The sequence below is a fragment of the Polynucleobacter sp. JS-JIR-II-b4 genome (assembly GCF_018687815.1).
Taxonomy (GTDB): domain Bacteria; phylum Pseudomonadota; class Gammaproteobacteria; order Burkholderiales; family Burkholderiaceae; genus Polynucleobacter.
Window position 1 is genome coordinate 505,539 of record NZ_CP061306.1, and the last position, 18,469, is coordinate 524,007.

19 protein-coding genes are annotated in these 18,469 nt (G+C 45.8%); 13 read left to right on the plus strand and 6 right to left on the minus strand.

Going from position 1 to position 18,469, the window contains the following annotated elements; translation table 11 throughout:
* Positions 1–226: 226 nt before the first annotated feature.
* The 7 genes from aceA (at position 227) to ICV90_RS02620 (ending at position 6,043) form a co-directional block, all read left to right on the plus strand.
* Complete coding sequence (aceA, locus tag ICV90_RS02590) at positions 227–1,525, plus strand: isocitrate lyase (protein ID WP_215359457.1); 1,299 nt, start codon at positions 227–229, stop codon at positions 1,523–1,525.
* A gap of 103 nt (positions 1,526–1,628) precedes the next feature.
* Positions 1,629–2,069 carry an HIT family protein gene (locus ICV90_RS02595; protein WP_215359459.1) on the plus strand — a complete coding sequence of 147 codons (441 nt, stop codon included), beginning with the start codon at positions 1,629–1,631 and terminating at the stop codon, positions 2,067–2,069.
* Positions 2,070–2,131: 62 nt separating this feature from the next.
* Positions 2,132–2,803: a 3-oxoacid CoA-transferase subunit A gene (locus ICV90_RS02600; protein ID WP_215359461.1), complete on the plus strand. Its 672-nt coding sequence runs from the start codon at positions 2,132–2,134 to the stop codon at positions 2,801–2,803.
* Positions 2,800–3,462: a 3-oxoacid CoA-transferase subunit B gene (locus ICV90_RS02605; protein WP_215359463.1), complete on the plus strand. Its 663-nt coding sequence runs from the start codon at positions 2,800–2,802 to the stop codon at positions 3,460–3,462. Before ICV90_RS02600 ends, ICV90_RS02605 begins: the two co-directional genes overlap by 4 nt.
* Positions 3,459–4,442 carry a tripartite tricarboxylate transporter substrate binding protein gene (locus ICV90_RS02610; RefSeq protein ID WP_215359465.1) on the plus strand — a complete coding sequence of 328 codons (984 nt, stop codon included), beginning with the start codon at positions 3,459–3,461 and terminating at the stop codon, positions 4,440–4,442. The genes ICV90_RS02605 and ICV90_RS02610 overlap by 4 nt, the downstream gene beginning before the upstream one ends.
* A 24-nt stretch (positions 4,443–4,466) precedes the next feature.
* Positions 4,467–5,636 carry a thiolase domain-containing protein gene (locus ICV90_RS02615; protein ID WP_215359467.1) on the plus strand — a complete coding sequence of 390 codons (1,170 nt, stop codon included), beginning with the start codon at positions 4,467–4,469 and terminating at the stop codon, positions 5,634–5,636.
* Complete coding sequence (locus ICV90_RS02620; protein ID WP_215359469.1) at positions 5,636–6,043, plus strand: Zn-ribbon domain-containing OB-fold protein; 408 nt, start codon at positions 5,636–5,638, stop codon at positions 6,041–6,043. The genes ICV90_RS02615 and ICV90_RS02620 overlap by 1 nt, the downstream gene beginning before the upstream one ends.
* 101 nt (positions 6,044–6,144) lie before the next feature.
* Here ICV90_RS02620 and ICV90_RS02625 read toward each other — a convergent pair whose 3' ends face one another.
* A complete protein-coding gene (locus ICV90_RS02625; protein ID WP_215359471.1) occupies positions 6,145–7,134 on the minus strand; it encodes a tripartite tricarboxylate transporter substrate binding protein in 990 nt (329 codons plus the stop codon).
* Between the two features lie 472 nt (positions 7,135–7,606).
* On the opposite strand from ICV90_RS02625, the gene ICV90_RS02630 reads away from it, so the two are divergent.
* Both ICV90_RS02630 and ICV90_RS02635 read left to right on the plus strand, forming a co-directional pair.
* Positions 7,607–8,392, plus strand: a complete 786-nt coding sequence (locus tag ICV90_RS02630; protein ID WP_215359473.1) for a substrate-binding domain-containing protein — start codon at positions 7,607–7,609, stop codon at positions 8,390–8,392.
* A gap of 16 nt (positions 8,393–8,408) precedes the next feature.
* Positions 8,409–9,371: a tripartite tricarboxylate transporter substrate binding protein gene (locus ICV90_RS02635; RefSeq protein ID WP_215359475.1), complete on the plus strand. Its 963-nt coding sequence runs from the start codon at positions 8,409–8,411 to the stop codon at positions 9,369–9,371.
* Here the strand turns inward: ICV90_RS02635 and ICV90_RS02640 are convergent.
* Genes ICV90_RS02640 through ICV90_RS02660 form a run of 5 tightly spaced genes read right to left on the minus strand, consistent with a single transcriptional unit; the run spans position 9,368 to position 13,694 of the window.
* Positions 9,368–9,793 carry a DUF1841 family protein gene (locus ICV90_RS02640; RefSeq protein ID WP_215360314.1) on the minus strand — a complete coding sequence of 142 codons (426 nt, stop codon included), beginning with the start codon at positions 9,791–9,793 and terminating at the stop codon, positions 9,368–9,370. The two genes, ICV90_RS02635 and ICV90_RS02640, sit on opposite strands and share 4 nt — an antisense overlap.
* The gene (gene nth / locus ICV90_RS02645; protein WP_215360312.1) at positions 9,786–10,442 is read right to left on the minus strand and encodes an endonuclease III; all 657 of its coding nucleotides are present in this window, start codon (positions 10,440–10,442) and stop codon (positions 9,786–9,788) included. Before nth ends, ICV90_RS02640 begins: the two co-directional genes overlap by 8 nt.
* Positions 10,442–11,128 carry an electron transport complex subunit RsxB gene (gene rsxB / locus ICV90_RS02650; protein WP_215360316.1) on the minus strand — a complete coding sequence of 229 codons (687 nt, stop codon included), beginning with the start codon at positions 11,126–11,128 and terminating at the stop codon, positions 10,442–10,444. Before rsxB ends, nth begins: the two co-directional genes overlap by 1 nt.
* A 54-nt stretch (positions 11,129–11,182) precedes the next feature.
* Positions 11,183–12,463 (minus strand): polyhydroxyalkanoate depolymerase, encoded by a 1,281-nt coding sequence (locus ICV90_RS02655; protein WP_215359477.1) that lies wholly within the window; start codon positions 12,461–12,463, stop codon positions 11,183–11,185.
* 31 nt (positions 12,464–12,494) lie between these two features.
* Entirely contained in the window at positions 12,495–13,694 is a 1,200-nt protein-coding gene (locus ICV90_RS02660) for an amino acid aminotransferase (RefSeq protein ID WP_072583086.1), read from the minus strand.
* A gap of 168 nt (positions 13,695–13,862) precedes the next feature.
* Here ICV90_RS02660 and uvrB point away from each other — a divergent pair, with 168 nt between their 5' ends.
* The 4 genes from uvrB to iscU all read left to right on the plus strand — a co-directional run bounded on the left by uvrB (position 13,863) and on the right by iscU (position 18,449).
* Positions 13,863–16,016: an excinuclease ABC subunit UvrB gene (uvrB, locus tag ICV90_RS02665; RefSeq protein WP_371743863.1), complete on the plus strand. Its 2,154-nt coding sequence runs from the start codon at positions 13,863–13,865 to the stop codon at positions 16,014–16,016.
* Between the two features lie 151 nt (positions 16,017–16,167).
* Positions 16,168–16,737, plus strand: coding sequence for a Fe-S cluster assembly transcription factor (locus ICV90_RS02670; protein WP_215321639.1), 570 nt, complete (start codon positions 16,168–16,170; stop codon positions 16,735–16,737).
* A 28-nt stretch (positions 16,738–16,765) separates the two neighbouring features.
* On the plus strand, positions 16,766–18,025 hold the full coding sequence (locus tag ICV90_RS02675) for an IscS subfamily cysteine desulfurase (protein ID WP_371743864.1): 1,260 nt from the start codon (positions 16,766–16,768) through the stop codon (positions 18,023–18,025).
* A 37-nt stretch (positions 18,026–18,062) separates the two neighbouring features.
* Positions 18,063–18,449, plus strand: coding sequence for a Fe-S cluster assembly scaffold IscU (gene iscU, locus ICV90_RS02680; RefSeq protein ID WP_068322308.1), 387 nt, complete (start codon positions 18,063–18,065; stop codon positions 18,447–18,449).
* Positions 18,450–18,469 lie beyond the last annotated feature (20 nt).

The window sequence follows — 18,469 nt, forward strand, 5'->3', positions numbered from 1 at the left end:
CAGTATGCGGTTGATCTTTTCATTCCAAGCAGTGAATAACTATTTCACATAGTAAAAATACAAATATAAGTTATTGAATTTAAATAACTAAATATTTTTAAAAATATCATAAATTTCCCTTGATTGCTTTTTTGAACTGTCTAAACTCTTATATAAGACATAAGACTTGAATGGGTCTTAAAGATCCTCAAATTTTGAAGTACTTGTTTAACTTAGGGAGAAAAACATGGCAGATCGCAAAGCAGAAATCGCAGCACTACAAAAAGACTGGGATACCAATCCACGCTGGAAAGGTATTACTCGTGGCTATACAGCCGAGGACGTAGTACGTCTTCGTGGTTCATTGAAGATTGAGCACACTTTAGCTAAGCATGGCGCTGAGCGTCTTTGGGAATTGGTAAACAACGAGGCCTACGTAAACTGTTTAGGTGCCTTGACTGGTGGTCAAGCAATGCAGCAGGTTAAAGCCGGCGTACAAGCTATTTACTTATCAGGTTGGCAAGTTGCTGCTGATGGTAACTCTTATGCTGCAATGTATCCTGATCAATCTTTATATCCAGTAGATTCAGTTCCTAAGATGGTTGAGCGTATTAATAACTCATTCCAACGTGCTGATGAAATTCAAACAGCTAAAGGTATCAACAAAGGCGACGCTGGTTATATTGAATATTTTGCCCCAATCGTTGCTGACGCTGAAGCTGGTTTCGGTGGTGTATTGAATGCATTTGAATTAAGCAAAGCACTGATCAAGCAGGGCGCTGCTGGCGTTCACTTTGAAGATCAATTATCTTCCGTTAAGAAGTGTGGTCACTTAGGCGGTAAGGTATTGTTACCTACTGCTGAGTCAGTTCAGAAGTTGATCTCTGCACGTTTGGCTGCTGATGTGATGGGTGTTTCTACTATCATTTTGGCCCGTACTGATGCTGAAGCCGCTGACTTGTTGACTTCTGATTATGACGCGAATGACAAGCCATTCTTGACAGGCGAGCGCACACCAGAAGGTTTCTACAAAACACGCAAAGGCTTGGATCAAGCGATCTCACGTGGTTTGGCATATGCTGCTTACGCCGACATGGTTTGGTGTGAAACTGGTACCCCTGATCTTGATTTTGCTCGTCAATTTGCTGAAGCAATTCGTGCGAAGTTCCCAGGCAAGATGTTGGCCTACAACTGCTCACCTTCTTTCAACTGGAAGAAGAACTTAGATGACGCAACTATTGCTAAATTCCAACGTGAATTAGGTGCAATGGGTTACAAGTATCAGTTCATCACATTGGCCGGTATCCACTCTATGTGGTACAACATGTTCGACTTGGCTCAAGACTACATGCAGCGCGGCATGACTGCATACATCGAGAAAGTGCAAGAGCCAGAATTTGCTGCTCGTGACCGTGGTTACACATTCGTTTCACATCAGCAGGAAGTTGGTACTGGTTACTTCGATGATGTAACGACTGTTATCCAAGGTGGCAAGTCTTCTGTAACGGCATTAACGGGTTCTACTGAAGAAGAGCAGTTCCATTAAGAATCCCTAAGTAGTACGTTGTAAGCAGTGGCACCATACTGCCGCGGCACCTAAATGACCCCACAAGGGTGACTTAGGTGCCGTTTTCGTTTACATTCTTCAGATGACTAATTGCGTACTCTGTAAAGACAAACTCAAGCCCGAAGAGGGTCAACTCATATGGCGTGGAGATGACTGTCGAGTCATCTTGGTAAATGATGCTGATCTACCTGGATTCTGCAGGGTGATTTGGAATCGCCATGTGGCTGAGATGACCGACCTTACCCATGGCGAGCGGGAGCATTTAATGGCCCTTGTGTTTGCTGTAGAGGAGGTAATGCGCGACGTCATGCAGCCCGATAAGATTAATCTTGCTGCTCTTGGGAATGCGGTTCCACATATTCATTGGCATGTCATTCCGAGATATGTCGATGATGCCTTCTTTCCCGGGTCAATATGGTCAGTAAAAACGCAGCAAACATCAAATGTAATACTGGCTGCGAGAAGGCAAAGAGCGCTTGAATTGCCGCCGGCAATTCGGGTGGCAATTTCAGGATTATATTAAAGTGGTGATTTGGCTCAAAAGCCAAATAGCAGTACTTATAATAAAAATAGACGGAGACTTTTGTGATTCAAAAAATAATGCCTAGCGTAGTTGAGGCCTTGCGAGATATCGCTGATGGTTCGACTATCCTCGTTTCTGGATTTGGTGGTGCCGGCCTACCCATTTTTTTATTGGATGCGCTCCATGAACAAGGCGCTAAAGACTTGACCATAGTTAGTAATAACGCGGGTAACTCAGGAGTGGGAATTTCTAAATTGATAGGGGCTGGGCGCGTCAGAAAAATGGTGTGTTCTTTCCCTCGTCAGCCAGAGTCTGGTGCATTCGATGATCTCTATCGTGCTGGCAAGATTGAATTAGAGCTTGTTCCACAGGGAACTCTGGCCGAACGGATTCGTGCTGGTGGTGCTGGTATTGGTGGTTTTTATACGCCTACTGGTTTTGGTACTGAGCTGGCCAAGGATAAAGATATTCGTGAAATAGATAGCGTTAATCATATTTTTGAGAAGGCTATTAAGGCAGATTACGCATTAATTAAGGCCGATAAGGGTGATCGCTGGGGTAATCTCACTTACCATGCCACCGGCAGAAATTTCGGTCCAATTATGGCTACAGCGGCACTTTGCACTATTGCTCAGGTAAATCAAGTGATTGAGCTTGGAAAGCTTGATCCAGAAAACATTGTGACACCCGGAATCTTTGTGAAGCGTGTTGTGAAAGTGGAGGCGTCATCATGATTGATCTTTCTAAAATCAAAAAACGTTCAACAGCAGATATTGCTAAGAGGATTGTTCAGGATATTCCTGATGGCGCTAGCGTGAATTTAGGCATTGGCCAGCCAATGACTATTTCCAATTACTTGCCAGAGGATCGTGAGATCTTGTTGCATAGCGAGAATGGTTTGCTTGGGATGGGGCCCTTAGCTACTGGCGATGACATTGATGAGGAATTAGTGAATGCAGGTAAGCAGCCAGTAACCATGCTTCCTGGTGCGTCGATTTGTCACCACGCTGATTCGTTCGTAATGATTCGTGGTGGACATCTTGATATTTGTGTCTTAGGGGCTTTTCAGGTTTCGGTAAAGGGTGATATTGCTAACTGGCGAACTGGCGACCCAATGGCTATACCAGCAGTGGGCGGTGCCATGGATTTGGCTTTAGGTGCCAAGAAGTTGTTTGTGATGATGGAGCATCTGACTAAATCAGGTCATTCCAAGTTGGTTCAGGAATGCACATATCCGCTAACTGCCCTTGCTGCAGTAGATTGCATCTATACCGACTTAGCAACCATCGAAGTGACGCCAAGTGGATTGCGTGCAGTAGATTGGGTGGATGAATTGAGTTTTGAGGAGCTGCAAGAAATCAGCGGGGTCCCACTGTTGAATGCAAGGCAATGAGCCGAATCTTTATTTCTCTGATTTTGCAGTCGCTACTATTGGGTGTGAGTATTTCTACTCTCCATGCGGCGAATCAAGAGGGGGTATATCCCAGTAAGCCGATTCACCTAGTTGTTGGTTTTTCTCCCGGCGGTTCTGCTGATACTGTTGGTCGCGCTTTGGCGGAGGGGCTTTCCACTCGACTTGGACAACCTGTGATTGTTGAGAATAGAGCTGGGGCAAATGGAAACATTGCTGCAGAAATGGTCGCACGAGCTGCCCCCGATGGATACACGATTTATTTTCCATCGATTGGGCATGCGGTCAATGCATCTCTATATAAAAAATTGCCCTATGACCCAATTAAAGATTTCACGGCAATTGGCGGAGTATTTTCCGCCCCTAATATGTTAGTAGTGCCGCTGAATTCGCCTTATAAATCTGTTGCCGATGTCATTAGTGCGGCTAAAGCTAATCCGGGCAAGCTAACCTTTGCTTCTAGCGGTAGTGGTACCTCTGTGCATCTTTCGGCTGAGCTATTTGAAAAGATGGCTAAGATTGAGATGATTCACATACCTTATAAGGGGACTGGTAGTGCAATGCCTGATGTTATTTCGGGGCAGGTTGATATGAGTTTCCCAAATTTGCCGAGTGCTGTACCGCAGGTAAAGGCCGGTAATCTGCGTGCTTTAGGTGTTACCACTGCAAAGCGATCTGCTGCTGCCCCAGGTATCCCAACGATTGCTGAATCCGGTTTGCCTGGTTATGAAATGGCCACATGGTATGGATTACTAGCCCCGGCAAATTTACCGGTAGGCATCCGTAATCGCTTGAATAAAGAATTACAAAGTATTTTGGCGGATCCAAAATTTAAAGATAAATTAATTGCACAGGGCGCTGACCCAATGCCAGGAACGCCAGAGCAATTTTCTGGATTGATTAAAAGCGAAATTGAACGTTGGCAAAAATTAATTCTGCAATCAAAAATTACCATTGAGTAGTCTATTTATCCCTAAGGAAAGTCTATGTCTTTTTCTAAAAATGCCTGTATCGCTGGAATTTATGAGCATCCCCTTCGGGTTGCCCCCAATCATACGGTTGCTCAATTGCATGCTGAAGTTGCCCATGGCGCTCTACAAGATGCTGGTTTGACATTAAACGATGTTGATGGCTATTTTTGTGCGGGCGATGCTCCAGGAATGGGGCCTGTTTCAATGGCTGATTACTTGGGATTAAAGAACTTAAGTTACTTGGATTCAACTGATACAGGCGGATCGTCGTATTTAACTCATGTAAATCATGCGGCTCGAGCTATCAGTGCTGGGCAATGTCGTGTAGCCTTAATTACTTTGGCCGGCCGCCCAAAGTCAGAGGGTTCTAGTGGCACCCAAGTGCGTAGTCAATATGCTAGCGCTCCAGATTTTGCTTTTGAAAAACCGTATTCCCCGGCACCATTAAATACTTATGCCATGTGTGCCATGCGCCATATGTATGAATTCGGAACTACTAGTGAGCAACTGGCCTGGATTAAAGTGGCTGCTTCGCATCATGCACAGCACAATCCCAATGCGTTATTAAAAGACGTTTTAACTGTTGAAGATGTCTTGAATTCTCCAATGATTGCAGATCCATTACACCGTGCAGATTGTTGTGTGGTCACCGATAGTGGTGGTGCTCTAGTAGTGGTACATCCTGATATTGCTAAAACATTGAAGAAGCCTGTGATTACGATGATGGGCGCTGGCGAGTCCACCAAAGGCCAAATGGGTGGTAAGGTTGATTTAACCTATTCCGGTTTAGCATGGGCTGCCCCGCGTGCGTTTGAGGAGGCGAAGTTAACGCCTGACCAGATTCGATATGCATCCATTTACGATAGCTTCACTATTACCGTTCTGATTCAACTTGAGGATCTGGGGTTTTGTAAAAAAGGCGAGGGTGGTCGCTTTGTTGAGGATGGGCAGTTGATTTCCGGGAGGGGGAAGCTGGCTTTTAATACCGATGGCGGGGGCCTTTGCAATAACCACCCCGCAAATCGTGGCGGCATGACCAAGGTTATCGAGGCAGTAAGACAGCTCCGGGGTGAGGCTCATCCTGCGGTGCAGGTGCCTAATCTTGAATTTGCTTTGGCATCCGGTATTGGCGGCGCCCTAGGGACACGTCATGGTGCCGCAACTCTTATTATGGGGAGGTTGTAATGTTAAAAGGAAATCAAGTGGTTCATCGTCTGCCTAGTCCAATCATTAATCCAGAAAATCAGGCTTTTTGGCAAGCAGCCCAAGATGGTAGGCTGGTATTAAAAGCGTGCAACTCTTGCAAGGAAGTGCACTACTACCCCCGAACAATTTGCCCTCACTGCGGCGGTAATGACACTGCATGGCTTGATTCCGAAGGTGTTGGTGAAATCTATTCATACACGGTCATGAGGCGTGGAGTAGAAGTTCCTTTTGCAATGGCCTATGTTCTTCTTAAAGAAGGCATCTCTTTGCTGACGCACTTATGCAATTGTGATTTTGATGCAATTCGCATTGGGCAAAAGGTTCGGGTAGTATTCCAAGAAACTCAGGACGGTCAGAAGACACATCTATTTGAGCCCTTGGCTTAACTTAATAAGCTAGGAAAGCTGACTACATTCCCTCAGAAACCAATAGGGGGACCACTATGAGTCCCCCTATTGGTTTTTACCGCGGCTAAGTACAGTTCAAATTATTCAGCTTCAATTTTCGCCTGTTGAGCAACTAACTCCCACTTCTTCTTTTCTGCAGCAATAAAAATTTTGGTATTGGCTGGTGTATCACCCACAGCCCAGCCACCTAGATCTTTCCAGCGCTGCTTGATTTCTGGAGTTTCTAGCGCCTTCTTAACAGCTAGGTAGAGCTTATCAATGATAGGTTTGGGGGTGCCGGCAGGTGCGAATAGGCCGAACCAAGCGGTTACCTCAAAGTTGGGATAGCCTGATTGAATCATTGTGGGAACATCAGGCAACTCCGCAACGCGATTTTTGCTGGTAACCGCTAAAGCGCGTAATTTTCCAGCTTTAATGTATTGCATAGAGCTGGGTAGATTGTCTACCATCATACTAGTCTGGCCAGCCAGTAGATCTGCCAGTGCGGGGCCGGCTCCCTTATAGGGCACATGAATAATGTCAATGCCAGCCTGTGTTTTGAACAGCTCCCCGGACATATGGATTGACTGACCGCGGCCAGATGATGCAAACGAATACTTGCCGGGATTCGCTTTGGCTAATGCCACAAGCTCGGCTACCGTTTTAGCGGGAACCTCTGGATTAACTACCAATACATTTGGATTGGCAATCACAATCGTTATCGGCTCCATATCTTCCATTTTGTATGGGAGATTTTTATAGAGACTGTAGTTGATCGCATTTGGACCAATATTACCCATCGCTATCGTATAACCATCTGCTGGCGCGGAAAGTAGCGCTTGAATGCCAATAATGCCTGCTCCACCCGCTTTATTTTCCACAATCACGGTCTGACCAAGCTCTTTACCTAGAATATCAGACAGCGCACGCGAGGCAATGTCGGTCGTTCCGCCTGGAGCCGCAGTCACAATAATTTTGATCGGCTTATTAGGAAAGGGTTGGGCGAGGGCTGATTGACTCGCCAATAGGGGGGCTACAAATAAGGCAGCACTAAATAAACATGCACATCTAACAAAATTAAGTCTAAACATAGTCGTCTCCAACGCGGGTCGGTGTAATAGTAATAACGCGATCTTGAAAGCCCGCTAGCTCAATATTAAACACATATGGCTATTCATTCAATCCTCCTACAATATCTTTTCTAGGTGCGGCGGTAGAAAAATTACCTTAAGCACTATTGAGTCAGCGCTTCTCAGGCTGACTCAGTCCTCGCTGAAATGCATTATTTCCTAAAGATAGTTTTTGGACTGGCGACATTGTGGCATTGACCAATTCCATGTAATAAAACATATCTAGAATAGTTCAATCGTTGAGTGCTGTAATCTAGACCGCCGTTAAAACGCGTACCTAAGCAATAGGGAGGTTCATTGCTGGCAGAAAATCGATCATCCTAGAATTTTTGGGACTGGATTGGAAGATTTAATGGAGGCCTCAGAGGTAGTGCGTGCCAATGAACTACTATCCTCATTTAATGCTACGATTATTCTTTTTCATTTTAAATTCATGCGTAAATTATTTTGCACCTCTTTAATACTAGCAATTAATGTTTTGCTGGTGAGCCTTTCTTATGCGGCTGATATTCAGGTAATTACATCCGGTGCCTTTGCTGAAGCATTAAAAGATCTAGCCCCTGAATATGAAAAGCAATCCCCCAATAAAGTCATCATTTCATATGGGTCGTCAATGGGCGCTGCACCCGACTCAATTCCATCGAGACTGGCTAGAGGCGAGCAGTTTGATGTCTTAATTTTGGCTGCACCTGCATTGGATGGCTTTGTAAAGAGCGGGACTGTTCAATCGGGGACCAAGGCTGATTTAGTTGCTTCGGTCATGGGTGCGGTAGTCAAGGCAGGTGCACCAAAGCCTGATATCAGCACTATGAATGGATTGAAGTCGGCTCTATTAAACGCGAAGTCGGTTGCTTATTCAGCAAGTGCTAGCGGCGTTTATTTATCAACTGAACTTTTCCCAAAAATGGGAATCTCCGAGCAGATGGATAAAACTGCACGAAAAATTTATAGCGAGAGAGTTGCCTCAGTTGTAGCCAGAGGAGATGCTGACTTGGGCTTTCAGCAAGTAAGTGAGTTGCTGCCTATTCCTGGGGTAGACTTTATTGGTGAGTTGCCGCCAGAAGCGCAAAAGACAGTGCTATTTTCTGCAGGCATTACTAGCGATACACAGAATCTCGCTGCATCAAAAGACTTGATCAAGTATTTAGCTTCAAAAAAAGCAGTTGCAACGATTCAAAAGGCTGGATTAAAACCGGTGTTGCCAGCATTACCTTGGTAGGATAAGGATTATATAAATGAAGTGTTTTGCTAAAGCTGTTCTGATTACATTCTTATCTTTAGTATTTGGATCGGCGTTTGCTGCGGATCCTTGGCCTAATCACCCCATTAAATTTGTAGTTGGGTTTGGTCCTGGCGGTGCTAACGATACTGTTGCTAGAGTGGTTGCTGAGGCTGCATCTAAGCAACTAGGTCAACCAATCATCGTAGAAAATAAACCAGGCGCTGGATCTATATTGGGCGCAGATTTTGTTGCAAAGAGCGCGCCAGATGGCTATACCTTCTTTGTAAGTGCCGGTGGAATCGTTACTAACCCAATGATTAAGCCATCCATGCCATACAAGGAAGGCGATTTAGTGCCCGTTGGGATGCTTGCTATAAGCCCATCTATTATTGTCGTTTCAGCAGACTCCAAAATTAATAATATGAAGGATTTGCTGGTGCTGGCCAAAGATCCTAAGGGGCTTAACTTTTCGACTGCCGGTACCGGGAGTACCCCGCACTTCGTAGCGGAGATGTTGAAAGTAAAAGCAGGCGGTAAATATGAAATCATTCCTTACAAGAGCGGTTCCGAAGGAATGGTAGCCGTTATCTCCAATCAAGTTGATGCAACCTCAGAGGCAAGCGTTGTTGTCATTCCGCAGATTCAAGGCGGCAAATTAAAAGCAATTGCTTCCACCTGGAATAAAAGAATTGCTGCTCTGCCTGATGTTCCAACAACCAAAGAGCAGGGATACCCCGAGGTTCTGATTGGACACTGGGCGGGCGTCTTTGCTCCTAAGGGAACGTCTGATGCTATCTTGGAGAAAATGAATCAAGCAATTAATGCAGGCCTGAAGACCGCTGCTGTTCAAAGCCGTCTAACGCCACAGGGCATTGAACCGTCACCTGGAACTCGAGCTGCTTTTACTAAATTCCTCGCGGATGAAAAAGCTAGACTAGAGCCAATAGTAAAGCGCGCCAATATGAAAGAGGATTAAGCTAATTTTTTAAGGGCTTCTAAATACTTCTCTGGGTTGAGTGGCTGACCTTCACGCTGCGCCTCCCACATCACTTGCCCTAGGCATTCCATCATGACGTGTTGTGCTTCATGTACTGAGCCGAGTTTTTGCGATAGTTTGTCTGCGATTTCTTTGATTCCTGGCGGCTGATTTATTGAGATCTGCTCACTGATTGACAGATGCATTGATAGATGCAGGAATGGATTGGTTTCGCCTCGTTCTGGCGTGTAATCTTGGCTTAGGGCGCCTTCTGGATCGGCAAGTAAGTCGTGATATTCAGGATGCTCAACCATCCAATCGCTTGCCAATGTCTCCATGGGGTCAAGGATATGATTCTCGGTCTTCTTTATCCAGGTATCGCAGAAAAAGCGACGCACTTCTTCACGGGTTGGATTAAATATCGCCACGAACTTTTCCTTTGCCAGTTTTTTGTTTAAAGCCGCATAGTGGTTCTACTATGCATTGTGCGCAATCTGGGTTACGTGCCTTGCAGGTATATCGACCATGCAGAATTAGCCAGTGATGAGCATCTAATAAGTATTCTTTAGGTACACGCTTAAGTAATTGCTGCTCCACCTTGAGAACGTCCTTGCCTGGTGCTAGGCCAGTTCGGTTCGATACTCTAAAGATGTGGGTATCCACAGCCATGGCGATTTGTCCAAAGGCGGTGTTGAGGATGACGTTGGCTGTTTTTCTGCCAACACCTGGAAGAGCTTCTAATTCTTCACGTGTTTGAGGAACTTCTCCCCCATGTTTTTCTAGGAGCAGTCGACAGGTTTCCTGAATATGTTTGCCTTTAGAGTTAAACAAGCCAATATGCTGAATATAGGGCCTGACACCTTCTTCGCCAAGATCTAAAAGGGCTTGCGGGGTATTGGCCACCTTGTAGAGCTTGCGCGTTCCCTTGTTGACTGAGATATCGGTTGCTTGTGCTGATAGTAATACTGCAATTAATAACTCAAATGGCGAGTTGTATTCCAACTCCGTTTTTGGGCTGGGGTTGTTTGCTTTGAGTTGCTCAAAAAAAGCACGACGCTTTTCTAGATTCATCATTTCTTTTGTTGGGCTCGCGCAATTGCTGCTGCAATGATGGCACGCTTACGCTCTTGTTCTTTTAACTCATCAGCAGATGAAGGGCTTTCTGCATTGACTGCAGTTAGTTTCGCGGCAGCCTTTTTGGCCAGGCGACCATCATTATCTTTTTGTTCTCTATCTAGTCTGATTTCTCGATCGTGATAGCGCTGACGGGAAATATCTGCCAACTCTTGGGACCAAGCATCCCAGCCAGTTTTATTTTTGGTGACATCAATCATGCTGATGCAATCAACCGGGCAGGGCGGAATGCAAAGATCGCAACCAGTACACCACTCAGTTAGAACCACATGCATTTGTTTAGAGGCGCCAACGATCGCATCAACAGGGCATGCCTGAATGCAGAGTGTGCAGCCAATACACTTCTGCGGGTCTATAAAAGCAACTGGTCTGGGGCGCTCAACTCCACACTCTGGATCTATGGTTGGATGAAGCTCAAATGCATCTTGGGGGTATATGGGTATCAGAACCTTGCTCAGGCGCTCAATACCCTCAACCCCACCAGGCGGGCAGCGATTTGGGAGCGCTTCACCAGAGGCCATTGCCTGGGCATATCCACGGCAATCTGGATAGCCGCATTTAGTGCATTGGGTTTGCGGAAGAATATCCTCAAGTTGGTCGATGAGGTTATTGGCTTGGCTCATGGAAATGGCTGATTGCATTCTTCTTAAAATTAAAGGCTCCGAAGAGCCCTTAATTTATGCAGACTTGGTAGTCCGTGTAGCAGTTTTCTTCGTGTTTTGATGCTCACGAATAAACGTCTTAATCTTTGGATAAACCTTCTCACGCCAACGACGACCAGCAAAGATGCCATAGTGACCTGCACCCATCACTTCGTAGTGATCCTTATCCTGCTTTGGGATGCCTGCGCACAAAGCATGTGCAGAGCGCGTCTGACCACTTCCAGAGATGTCATCAAGCTCGCCTTCAATGGTGAGGAGGGCAGTTTTTTTAATATCTTGTGGTTTTACAAGCTCACCAGAAACTTCCCAAGTGCCATTCGGCAATGAGTAGTCTTGGAAAACAGTCTTAATAGTGTCGAGATAAAACTTAGAGTCCAAATCCAATACTGCGTTGTACTCGTCGTAAAAACGAATATGTGATTCCGCATCTTGTTCGTCGCCACGCACTAAGTTTTGGAAGTAATCCCAATGAGACTGTAAGTGGTTCTGTGGGTTCATGGCGATAAAGCCAGTGTGTTGCAAGAAGCCTGGGTAAACACGACGACCAGTGCCTGGATAGTTAGGAGGCACGTTATAAATCACGTGACTCTCAAACCACTCAAAGGACTTCTGATCCGCTAGGTTATTTACCGCAGTTGGTGACTTGCGTGCATCAATTGGGCCGCCCATCATGATCATGGAGGCTGGCGTTGCTTCACCAGCAGAAGCCATCAATGAGATTGCGCCTAAAGTTGGAACCGTAGGTTGGCAAACAGAAATCACATGTAAATCTTTAGCGCCGATGGTGCGAATGAATTCTTGCACGTAATGAACATAGTCATCAAGACCAAAGTCACCATCTTCAATCGGTACCAAACGAGCATCAATCCAATCGGTGATGTAAACCTTATGGTCTTGCAAGAGGGTGCGTACTGTGTCACGCAGCAAAGTGGCATGGTGACCAGACATTGGAGCAACAACTAGTACGGTTGGGTCTTCTTTGAGGCTCTTGATGGTTTCGACATCATCAGAAAAGCGCTTAAAACGAATCAGATTACAGAAAGGTTTTGCGATGATCGTTCTTTCATGAATCGCAACTTCGTGACCATGTGCTTTAACAGAGCGAATACCAAACTCCGGTTTTTTATAGTCCTTACCTAAGCGATAAAGGAGTTCATAGCTAGCAGCCAATCGGTCTGAACCTGGCACCTTAGAGGCGGGGTTGGAAGAATTAATAAAAGCTTCTGAAGCAGCACGTGCCCAGGAGCTCACTGGTTGAAGTAAGGCTTTTTGAAATTCGTGTAACTGATATAGCATGGTACCTCCGATAATTCAGTGTATCCGCTTATTACGCCAATACGCGGGCGATTGCTTTAGCCACTTTATCAATATTTTTGGTATTGAGGGCCGCAACACAAATGCGTCCAGTCGAGAGCGCATAAATGCCATCCTCTTTCTGTAAGCGATCAACTTGCTCAGCTGTTAAGCCTGAGTAAGAAAACATGCCACGTTGCTTCTCGATAAAAGCAAAATCTTGCTTCACACCAGCAGCAGCGAGTTTTTCAACCAGGCCATGACGCATCGCTTTAATACGATCACGCATTTCTGCCAACTCATCTTCCCAGAGCTTACGTAATTCTGGTGAATTCAAAACGGCGGCAGCAATTGCAGCGCCGTGAGTTGGGGGATTGGAATAGTTTGTGCGAATGACACGCTTTAATTGGGAAAGTACGCGAGTAGATTCATCTTTGCTTTGTGTCACGATAGACAGGGCACCAACACGCTCACCATAGAGCGAGAATGATTTGGAGAAAGAGCTTGATACAAAGAAAGACATCCCTGAATCAGCAAAGAGGCGAACTGCAATACCGTCTTTCTCAATCCCATCAGCAAAACCTTGGTAGGCCATATCCAAGAAGGGGATGAGACCTTTGTTCTTGCAGATATCAATCACTTGGCGCCATTGCGCTTCTGTAATATCTGCACCAGTTGGGTTGTGGCAGCAAGCGTGTAACAACACGGTTGTGTTCTTTGGGAAAGACTCTAAGGACTTCACCATACCGTCAAAATCTACGCCACGAGTTTTGCCGTCAAAGTAGGTGTACTCGACAACATCAAAACCAGCAGATTCAAAAATGCCGCGATGGTTTTCCCAAGTCGGGTTGCTAATCGCGCAAGGTGCATTGAGGTTCAAGCGCTTGATGAAGTCGGCGCCTACGCGCAATGCACCGGTACCGCCGAGACACTCAGCAGTGACAACGCGACCATCCTTAATGAGCGCAGAGTCAGCGCCAAACAATAAATTTTGCACTGCACTGTTATATGGGTTTGGTCCTTCGATTGGAATGTAGCTACGTGGCGAGTGCTTTGCAACAATCGCCTCTTCAGCTTTAATCACAGCCTTAAGAAGTGGCACCTTGCCTTCGTCCGTGTAATACACGCCAACACCTAAATTTACTTTGTCAGCGCGCTGGTCTGCAACGTAGGCTTCTGTGAGGCCAAAAATAGGATCTTTAGGGGCTAGCTGGACTGAGGCAAACAGGGTCATTTGAGGTCGAAAGTGATGGTTAGAGGGTAATTGGGGGCGGTTTTATGGGTTGTTGACGTTAAATTCAGTTTAATTGTCGGTTTTGAAGCCAGAATCAACTATTTCCTAAGAAAAACGGCAAAATCATTGTTTGTACAAAATTCGCTGTGAAGAAGTCTCACAGGTGAAATGATAGCCGAGATGCCCCCTAAGTTGCCCAAAACTGGTTCAAAAGCCGAAGTAAAAGAAGTGCCAAAAACCCCTGTGGCAGATCCCTTGGGTGAGGCTGGCCACGACCTCGATCCAGCCAAATTTGTAACCTTCCCAGACTCCCCTTATCAGCTCTATCAGCCCTTCCCGCCGGCTGGGGACCAACCCCAGGCTATTGATGCCCTGGTAGAGGGTATTGAAGACGGATTGACCTTCCAGACGCTTTTAGGGGTTACAGGGTCCGGAAAGACCTTCACGATGGCCAATGTCATCGCTAGAACGGGTCGTCCAGCCATCATTTTTGCCCCCAATAAGACCTTGGCCGCTCAGCTTTATAGCGAATTTAGGGAGTTTTTCCCAAGAAACGCTGTTGAGTACTTTGTTAGCTATTACGACTACTACCAGCCTGAGGCCTACGTTCCGCAGCGGGACCTCTTTATTGAAAAAGACTCCTCCATTAATGAACACATCGAGCAGATGCGTTTGTCGGCAACGAAGAGTTTGTTAGAGCGCCGTGACGTCATTATTGTTGCAACCGTTTCCGCAATTTACGGTATTGGTAATCCGGGCGACTATCACAGCATGGTGATGACATTACGTCCTGGTGACAAGATGAGTCAGCGCGATATTTTGATGCGACTGATCGCCATGCAGTACGACCGTAATGAAACCGATTTCAAGCGCGGCGTATTTCGAGTGCGTGGCGACACCATTGATATTTTCCCAGCTGAGCATAATGAGTTAGCAGTGCGCGTTGAACTCTTTGATGATGTGATTGAGAGTTTGCAATTTTTTGATCCGCTGACTGGAAAGATTCGCCAAAAGATTCCACGCTTTACTGTATACCCAAGCTCACATTACGTTACACCACGCGATACTGTTTTAAAGGCAATTGAAACCATCAAGACGGAGTTGCGTACTCGCTTAGATGAGTTTGTGAAGGATGGCAAACTGGTTGAGGCGCAACGCCTTGAGCAGCGCACGCGTTTTGATTTAGAGATGCTTAATGAGTTAGGTTTCTGCAAGGGCATTGAGAATTACTCTCGTCACCTCTCCGGAGCCGCTCCTGGCGAGGCACCGCCTACGTTAGTGGATTATCTGCCTAACGATGCTTTGATGTTCCTCGACGAGAGCCATGTACTGATTGGGCAGCTCAATGCCATGTATAACGGGGATAAATCTCGCAAACATACTTTGGTGGAATTTGGGTTCCGTTTGCCTTCGGCGATGGATAACCGTCCACTCAAATTTACTGAGTTTGAAACCAAAATGCGTCAAACCATTTTTGTTTCTGCAACGCCAGCTGATTATGAGAAAACACATCAAGGTCAAGTAGTCGAGCAAGTAGCAAGACCAACTGGTTTGGTTGATCCAGAAATTGAAGTATTACCAGCAAGTACACAGGTTGATGATTTGTTGGATCAAATTCATGCACGTGTCAAAGTACATGAGCGAGTTCTGGTTACCGTATTGACGAAACGAATGGCGGAGCAATTAACAGACTATCTTTCAGACAATGGCGTGAAGGTGCGTTATGTTCACTCCGATATCGATACTGTTGAGCGTGTAGAAATTTTGCGTGACTTACGTTTGGGCGTCTTTGATGTGCTGGTCGGCATTAACTTATTGCGCGAAGGTTTGGATATTCCTGAGGTATCTCTAGTGGCCATTTTGGATGCCGATAAAGAAGGCTTCTTACGTTCAGAGCGCAGTCTGATACAGACTATTGGTCGCGCTGCTCGTAATGTTCGTGGCAAGGCGATTTTGTATGCCGATCGGATTACCGACTCTATGAAACGCGCCATGGGGGAGACCGAAAGACGGCGAACCAAGCAAATTGCCTTCAATAAGCTTCATGGGATTGAGCCTAAGGGCGTCAAAAAGCGCATTAAGGACATTATTGATGGTGTCTATGACGTCAAAGAGAAGCGTCAGGAGATGCAGGTTGAGCAGGAGCGGGCTCATTATGAAGATATGGGTGAGAAGGACTTGGCGGCCGAAATTAAGCGCCTGGAGAAGCAAATGAACGCTGAAGCCAAGAATTTGGAGTTTGAAAAGGCTGCCAGCACCAGGGATAGACTCACTAAGGTTAAAGAAATGGCTTTTGGGGCCAGATCTAGGGACTCTGTCTAAAGATTGAGCAGTCAATTCCTGGCTTGCATTGAGGTTTTTTGGGATAATTCCCGAGCAATTTGATAGGGAATATGGTAAAGTTGAGTGGAATGGTCGGGTATTACCCGCCCGACTGTTAGCTGTCCATAACAATCCATTACCAAGGTGACATATGAGACTTACAACCAAAGGTCGTTTTGCAGTAACCGCAATGATTGATTTAGCCCTGCGTGAAACGCATGGCCCCGTAACTTTGGCCGGAATTAGCCAAAGACAAAAGATTTCCCTTTCTTACCTCGAGCAATTGTTCGGCAAATTACGCCGTTTCAATATCGTGGAGAGCACACGTGGTCCTGGTGGTGGTTACACCTTGGCACGTCCGTCCTCTGAGGTGAGTGTGGCTGACATTATTGTTGCTGTTGATGAACCTCTCGATGCAACCCAATGTGGTGGCAAAGGTAACTGTCATACCGACGAAGAAAATCATGGCCGTTGTATGACGCATGATCTCTGGAGCAATCTCAATTCCAAAATGGTTGAGTACCTGAGTTCGGTGAGCTTAAAAGATTTAGTTCATCAGCAAGAAGGGCGCGGCATTGTGATTCAAGATATGCGTCAAAAGAAAATTAAAGTTGAAAGCTCTAAAGCAGATAAGCCTGCTACAGCACTTGCAGCTAAAAAAGAAGTAGCGCCTAAAGCGCCATTAGTGAATTCCGTATTCAATTTGGCGCGCCAAAGTTAATAACGTATTACCTACCGATAAATAAACCATGAACGCACCACAAGACCTTCCGAAACAACCGGTTCCTATGTTTAGCCCTAAGCACTTTCCGGTGTATATGGACTATTCAGCTACAACGCCGATTGATCCGCGTGTGGTCGACAAAATGTTGCCTTATTTGCGCGAGCAGTTTGGTAATGCTGCTTCCCGTAGTCATGCTTATGGCTGGGCTGCAGAAGAAGCTGTTGAGTGGGCGCGTTCAGAGGTTGCTCAGTTGGTGCATGCTGACCCTAGAGAAATTGTCTTTACTAGCGGCGCCACTGAAAGTATTAACTTAGCATTAAAAGGCGCAGCGCATTTTTACAAAGATCGTGGCAATCACATTATCACTGTTAAAATCGAGCACAAGGCAACTTTAGATACTTGTCGTGAATTAGAGCGCGAAGGTTACGAAGTAACTTACTTGGATGTGTTGCCAAATGGTTTGATTGATTTTGCTCAACTTGAGGCTGCAATGAAGCCAGGTACGATTTTGGCTTCAGTCATGTATGTCAACAATGAGATTGGTGTTGTGCAAGATATTCCTGCCATTGGTGAGCTGTGCCGTTCACGTGGCGTGATTTTGCATGTAGATGCAGCGCAAGCAACTGGCAAAGTAGATATTGACCTAGAAAAGATCAAGGTGGACTTGATGAGCTTTTCTGCGCACAAGACTTATGGCCCTAAAGGTATTGGCGCCTTGTTTGTACGTCGTAAGCCACGTATTCGTATTGAGGCACAGATTCATGGCGGTGGTCATGAGCGCGGTATGCGTTCTGGAACCTTGGCTGTTCACCAAATCGTTGGCATGGGCGAAGCTTTCCGCATTGCTCGTGTTGAGATGATCGAAGAGAATAATCGTATTCGTGGACTGCGTGATCGCTTACTCAATGGTTTGAAAGATATTGAAGAAGTCTATGTCAACGGTGATATGGATGATCGTGTTCCGCATAACCTCAACATTAGTTTTAACTATGTTGAAGGCGAGTCCATGTTGATGGCGTTGAAAGATTTGGCAATCTCTTCTGGTTCAGCCTGTACCTCAGCATCCCTAGAGCCTTCTTATGTATTGCGTGCGCTGGGTCGCAACGATGAGTTGGCGCATAGTTCAATTCGCTTTACCTTGGGTCGCTTTACGACTGAAGAAGAAGTCGACTTCACTATCAAGTTAGTAAAAGAAAAGATTGCCAAGTTGCGTGAGTTATCTCCGCTCTGGGAAATGTATAAAGACGGAATCGATATCAGCACGATTCAATGGGCTGCACACTAAAAATATTTAAAGATAAAGAAATTTAAGAGGAAATACCATGGCATATAGCGAAAAGGTCATCGACCACTACGAAAATCCCCGCAACGTTGGCTCATTTGAGAAGGGCGACGACAGCGTAGGTACCGGCATGGTTGGAGCCCCAGCCTGCGGCGACGTAATGAAATTACAGATTCGCGTGAATGATCAAGGCGTGATCGAAGATGCAAAGTTTAAGACTTATGGTTGTGGTTCTGCGATCGCTTCATCTTCTCTGGTAACAGAGTGGGTTAAGGGTAAGACATTGGATCAAGCGCTAGAGATTAAGAATTCACTCATTGCTGAAGAGTTGGCTTTGCCTCCTGTAAAAATTCACTGTTCTATCTTGGCTGAAGATGCCATCAAGGCAGCGGTGGCGGATTACAAAGAAAAGCATCCAGCGAAGTAAGAGTAAAAAAGAAAAAGAAG